This is a genomic window from Nocardiopsis sp. MG754419 (assembly GCF_018207095.1).
Taxonomy (GTDB): Bacteria; Actinomycetota; Actinomycetes; order Streptosporangiales; family Streptosporangiaceae; genus Nocardiopsis.
Genome location: NZ_QOCZ01000067.1, coordinates 21,339 through 27,565 on the forward strand (window position 1 = coordinate 21,339; position 6,227 = coordinate 27,565).

Genomic DNA, 6,227 nt, shown 5'->3' on the forward strand with positions numbered 1-6,227 from the left:
GTCGTCTTTCCAGGTCGTCCCTCTGCGGGCCGGGGTCTGTGCCTCCCGCCGCCCGGATGTCGGGATTTTGTGTGATCTATTTCACAATCATCCGGGGCGCGGGGTGGTGCAAAGAATTCACTCCACGGGGCTGGCGTCAAAGGCTGAATTACCGCACAGTAGGGGCGTCCGGTTCACCTCGACCCGCTCTTGAGGAGAAACACGTGTCCCCCTACCCCCGCGCGCTCTCGCGCGCCTTCGGGGCGGTCTCCGCCCTGACCCTCGCCGTGGTGCTCGGCTGGTCCGCCCCGGCCGCCGCCGACCACACCCTTCCACCCGGCATCCCCTCCGACTCCGCCGCGCAGAGCCAGTTGAACTCGCTCACCGTCGCCTCCAAGGGCCCCCAGGACGGTTACGACCGCGGCCTCTTCCCCCACTGGAACGTCGTGGACAGCCCCTGCACCGCCCGACAGGTCGTGCTGGAGCGGGACGGCCACGACGTCGTCACCGACTCCAGCTGCCAGCCCACCTCCGGTAGCTGGTGGAGCGCCTTCGACGACGAGTGGGTGGAGGACGTCCCCGGTGACATCAGCGTCGACCACCTGGTGCCGCTGAGCGAGGCCTGGAAGACCGGCGCCGCCGACTGGTCGACCGCCCAGCGCACCGACTTCGCCAACGACGTCACCTCGTCCCAGCTGTGGCTGGCCACGCCCTCCAGCAACGGGGCCAAGGGCGACAAGGACCCCTCGGAGTGGATGCCGACCAACACCGCCGTCCACTGTGACTACGCCAAGTCCTGGATCAACGTGAAGCACATCTACGAGCTCACCATCACGTCCTCGGAGGAGTCCACGCTGCAGGACACCCTGGACACCGCCTGCTGACGGTGACCGTTCCGGGGTCGTTCCCCGCGGGGCCGTCCGACGTCGACGTCGCACGGCCCCGCTCCCTGCCGGCCCGTCCGACCGGTGCGCCCCACACCGGGTGGGGATCGGTTCTTCGGTGTTTTCCGGCTCGCCGTCGCCCCTTTTGCTTCTGTGCCCCGCCTCCGATGCTTCACTATGGGATCGGCACCCTCCGCCACAGCGACCAGAAGGGCAGGGCGATCGCGCGATGACCGGCACCAGGGGGACTCGTGGGGCGACCCGTCTCGCGGTCCGCTACTTCGACGACCGCGTCCTCCTCAGTGACAACGAGGCCTGGGCCTACTTCCGTCTGCCCACCGTCTCCTACGAGTTCACCACTCCCGAGGATCGCCAGGCTCTCGCCACGAACATCACCATCGCCCTCGCCGCCATCCGGATGAACGACGCCGAGGTCCACCTCCGCGTCGCCCACCGCACGTACCCGGCCGCCCAGTGGGCCACCGAACTCGACGGCACCGCCGACGGCGGCGCCGGCTGGTACGACTACCTCGACGAGATGTACCGGCACGTGTGGGCCAAGGACTTCTGGACCAAGGAGGTCTACCTCGGGGTGCGCCTGGGCCTGCGCAACGCCGGTGTGGGGCTCGGGCTGTTCTCCCAGGTCTTCGGCGCCTACCAGCGGACCGAGCAGATCCTCGGCATCAACGACGACGCCATCGACGACAAGGAACTCTCCCGCTGGACCGACCAGTCCGAACGCCTGGGGCGGGCCCTGGCGGCCAGTTCCCTGCACGCCCGCCACGCCGACTCCGACGAGATCGCCTGGCTCATCCGACACGCCGTCACCGGCACCGCCGAGGAGATTCAGCCGTCCGCGTCCGACCGGCGCACCTGGGGGCGTGGCGAGATCGAGGCGCTCGTGGACGGCGTGGTCCACAACGGGCGGTCGATGCTCCGTCTCGAACAGCCCTCCGGCTCCACCCACGTGGCGTTCCTGTCGTTCGCCCGCTTCCCCGACCTCATGCCGTTCCCCGACGGCGAACCCTGGCTCCACCACGCCGATGCCCTGCCCTTCCCCGTCGAGCTGTCGCTGCGCATGAAGCTCATCCCGCCGGCGAAGGCCTCCAAGGACGTGGGGCGCAAGCTGGCGCACGCCCGCGACATGGACGCGCACATCCGCGAGGCCGGTGTGGAGGCGCCCATCGCCCTGGCCGAGCAGATCGACGCCGCCCGCATGCTGGAACACGGCATCACCAAGGAACGCCTGCCGTTCGTGTACGGATGGCACCGGCTCATGGTCTCCGCGCCCACCGAACGCCTCCTGGAGCAGCAGGTGGAGGCGGTGGTGGAGCACTACCGGGACATCGGCATCGACGTCATCAACTCCACCGGTGACCAGTTCTCACTCTTCAACGAGTCGCTGCCCGGGGACCGCATCCGCCTCAACGCCTACGCCCAGCGCCAGCCGCTGCGCACCATCGCCGGCGGCATGCCCACCGCCACGGTCGACGTCGGCGACCGCGTCGACCGCTCCGGCGGCGGCTGGGTCGGCCCCTACGTCGGTGAGACCACCGGCCGGGCGCGCTCCATCGTCCACTTCGACCCCATGGTGGCCGCCTCCCGCAACCGCCCCACCGCCATCGCCATCACCGGCGAGCCGGGCGGCGGCAAGACCACCCTGGCGCTGCTGATGATCTACCAGCTCGCGCTCCGCGGGGTCACCGTGGCCGCCATCGACCCCAAGGGCGACGCCGAGTCGCTCGTGGAACTGCTCAAGCACCGTGGCCGCAAGGCCCGCATCATGTCGCTCGGTTCGGCCCAGCCCGGCCTGCTCGACCCCTTCGCCTTCGGCGACGACCTCGCGGCGAAGAAGACCATGGCCACCGAGACGTTGCGCCTGCTGCTGCCCCGCATGAGCGAGGAGCGCGAGTCCGCGATGATCCAGGCGGTGGCGACCGTCGCCAACCAGCCCCAACCGTCCCTGGCCAAGGTCGTCGAACACCTCACCGGATCCGAGGACGCCGCCTCGCGCAACCTGGGCGCGGTCCTCGGTTCGATGTCGGAGATGCGGCTGGCCTCCCTGTGCTTCGACCCCCAGGGCGAGGCGCGCATCGACACCGAGGGCTGGACCACCGTGTTCACCCTGGGCGGCCTCACCCTGCCCGACTCCGGGGTCGACCGCGACGACTACTCCTACGAGCAACGGCTGTCCGTGGCCCTGCTCTACCTGGTCTCGCAGTTCGCCCGACGTCTGATGAACGGTCTGGACCGTCGTCTGCCCAAGGCGATCTTCCTGGACGAGGCCTGGGCGATCACCTCCACACCCGAGGGCGCCAAGCTCGTCCCCGAGGTGTCCAGGATGGGCCGTTCCCGCAACACCGCGCTCATCCTGGTCTCCCAGAACGCCGGTGACATGCTGAACGAACAGGTCACCAACTGCCTCTCATCGGTGTTCACCTTCCGCTCCAGCGAGGCGCACGAGGTCGCCAGCGTCATGGACCTGCTCGGGGTCGACGGCAACGAGGAGCACGCCTCGGTGCTGCGCAACCTCGGCAACGGCGAGTGCCTCTTCCGCGACCTGGACGGACGGACCGGCCGGATCGCCGTCGACCTCGTCTCGGAGTCGCTGCTGCGGTGGCTGGACACCAACCCCACCCGTGAACGGCCCCTGGTGTCCGCTCACGGCCTGGAGGAGTAGGGCGCCCCGGTGGTGGGGATCTAGAGGGGTAGCCCTCCCCCGACCCCCACCACTCACAAGGGATCGCCCATGAGTGAGGACGTCAGCCGGCCCCGACCCGTAGTCGACACCGCCCTGCCCGCCGACGTCCGTGAGGACGCCTATCGCCGGGCCGTCACCGCACCGCACCACCCCATGGAACGGACCGAGCGCCCCCCGCGGTCCGCGCACCTGCGCGATGCCTGGGCCCAGCTGCTCTGGGTGGGGGTCACCCTCGTCATCGCCTCGGCCCTGGCCGGCGGCTACCTCGGCATGATCATCGCCACGATCAGTCTGGTCGTCTACGTCTGCGCCCTGGCCCTGCGCACCGACGCCGCCCGCCCGGTGCGGGTGGTCGGTGCCGGCCTGGGCGTGATGGCCCTGGCCGCGACACCCCTGTGGCTGTGGGCCGCCGCCGTCCCCGGACCGCCCGTGTTCGCCCCCTGGATCCTGTTCACGTTGTTGGCGGGTACCGTCACCGCCGACGTCCTCACCTCCGGCCGAGGCCGGCCGACACCGGCCGACCGGCGCGAGAACGTGCTGTTACCCGGCGACATCAGCGTCACCGACCACCGGTTGCTGGTGGACGTGCAGCGCACCATCGACCGTGTCGTCGACGCCCGCGCGGAAGCCGCCGGAGTCGACACGCTCGACACCGCCCGGGGGCTGTCCGTGCTCCGCGAACAGGAGTGGCGGATCGCCTCCCTGCTGTCCCGGCAACGGGAGCTGCGGCGCGCGTACCTGGTGCGCCACCAGCGGGCCACCTCCGACCGGGTCCGGGCGGTCCTGCGGGCCCAGCAGGAGCATCTGGCCGCCACCGAGCAGCACATTCGGGCCCGTGTCGAGCAGATCGTCGCGTACGGGTCCCTGGTCGAGGCCGCCGTCCGGGCCCAACGTGAGTGGGAGCAGTGCGAGGAGGCCGTCGCCGCGCTCGGCGCCTACGCGGAGCTGCGCGCCGAAGCGTCCCTGCTCGCGGAGCGGTCCTCGGAGGTCGCCGAGCTCACCGACATCGCCGAGGCGGCCCGCAGGGTGCGGGACGCGAGCGCGGCCCGTGTCCACACCGCCGCCACCGACCTGGTCCACCTCGCCGACTGACCCGTACCGTCGGTACGCGGCTCCGAGCGACCCGTCGCCGGGTGGCGGTCGCCGGGTTGTGCGTCGGGGTGCGCGTGAAGGGGGAGACCGCAGGGCCGGACCTTCGTGTTCCCTCCACCCCGACTCCTCGTGCGTGCACCCGGTGTTCCGGCCGCCGCTCGGCCGGAAGCGGCCGGCCACGCTTCACCCGTTCCCCACCCGAGGACCTTCGGGGTCTGACACATTGAGCGGATGAGCGATGAACGGGTGAGCGGCGAGGATCCCCACGCCGCCCTCCGGAAGGAGCTGGACACACGGGTCACGACGGGCCGCCGGGAGTTCCGCGAGATCCTCACCGAGGTGTCCGACGTGCTCCGGGAGAACGCGGGCGGCGACCCGCGCGGGGAGCACCCCGGGATGCCCGTGCTCCGGGACATGCTGGACCGGGCCTTCGCGCGCCACCTCCGATGGCAGCGCCGATGGCCCGCGCGCACCGAGGTCGACCGACTGGAACGCGCCGGACAGGCCCTCGCCGCACGCGGCATCCCCTACTTCGAGGCGCTGGAGTGCTGCGACGGCTGCCTGGCCGAGGACGGCGGCGACGTCCACCTGTGGCGTCTCGCGGTCTCCCAGGACCCGCGGGCGCGCGCGATCCTCTACTGCTTCGACGCCGACATCGAACTCGCGATCGCGGGCGAGGGGCTGTGGCTGACCTTCGAGCCCGGCCACGCCCGGCTGACCCACGCCGTGGCCAAGGAGATCCTGGACGTGCTCCAGGCCCACGGACTGGACGCGTTCTGGCCGGAGGAGTCGGTGCCCCGGATCCGGGTGGACATGGAGTGGCGGTGTCGCAGACTCGGCCGGCTGGCCGCCCACCCCGGACCGGACGTCGACCGAGAACCGATGGTCGACGTGGTTCTGACCAGCCCCGTCGACCACGCGCTCACCTGGTGGGGCGAGGACCGGGCACGGCGCGTGCCGGTCCGCGAGTTCACCCGGCTGTTCCTGCCGTGGCTGCCCTCTCTCATGTCCGTCACCGTCACCAGCCTCATCACCGGCCGGAGCATGACCCTGGACCGCGATTTCGATCGCATCCGGGTGCTCGGCTCCGGGCGGCGTCTGGACCGACGCCACCTCGACGAGATCCTGGGCCGATGGGCGGTGGACGGCTCACTGCCCTCTCGTGACGCCGACCCCGACCCCACCGGGATCGTGGAGGTCAGCCACGACGACCCGCACCCGCTGGGCACCGGCGCACGGGTGTCCGCGATCCCGCTGGAGCTGGCCGAGGCCCGGTCACTGCTGTATCGGACCACCCCCAGCGTCAGCGCCTTCCTGGTCTTTCGCGCGCGCACCGGGGAGACCCTGCAACTGCTGTGGCAGGAGGAGCACACCCTCTGGATGGAGGGTCCCGACCCGCGGAACCGGATGTCCTTCGGTCGCTTCGGTGCGATCGCCGAGGCCGAGGACCTGGTGTGCCGGCTCGCCCTCGACGGGGAGTCGGACCTGCCGGCCTTCGACGGGGTGCGCACCATCCGCTGGGACTGACCGCGCCGAGGGGACGGTGGTGCGTGCGGGGCGGGGCCGGGGAG

The 6,227-nt window shown here is 71.1% G+C and carries 4 protein-coding genes; all 4 read left to right on the forward strand.

What is annotated here, in order from left to right:
• The first annotated feature begins 203 nt into the window (after positions 1-203).
• The 4 genes from DSY14_RS14755 to DSY14_RS14770 all read left to right on the forward strand — a co-directional run bounded on the left by DSY14_RS14755 (position 204) and on the right by DSY14_RS14770 (position 6,183).
• Positions 204-863: a DUF1524 domain-containing protein gene (locus DSY14_RS14755; RefSeq protein WP_211717127.1), complete on the forward strand. Its 660-nt coding sequence runs from the start codon at positions 204-206 to the stop codon at positions 861-863.
• 229 nt (positions 864-1,092) lie between these two features.
• The gene (locus tag DSY14_RS14760) at positions 1,093-3,543 is read left to right on the forward strand and encodes an ATP-binding protein (protein WP_211717128.1); all 2,451 of its coding nucleotides are present in this window, start codon (positions 1,093-1,095) and stop codon (positions 3,541-3,543) included.
• Between the two features lie 69 nt (positions 3,544-3,612).
• Positions 3,613-4,656 carry a hypothetical protein gene (locus DSY14_RS14765; protein WP_211717129.1) on the forward strand — a complete coding sequence of 348 codons (1,044 nt, stop codon included), beginning with the start codon at positions 3,613-3,615 and terminating at the stop codon, positions 4,654-4,656.
• Between the two features lie 231 nt (positions 4,657-4,887).
• Positions 4,888-6,183: a hypothetical protein gene (locus tag DSY14_RS14770; RefSeq protein WP_211717130.1), complete on the forward strand. Its 1,296-nt coding sequence runs from the start codon at positions 4,888-4,890 to the stop codon at positions 6,181-6,183.
• Positions 6,184-6,227 lie beyond the last annotated feature (44 nt).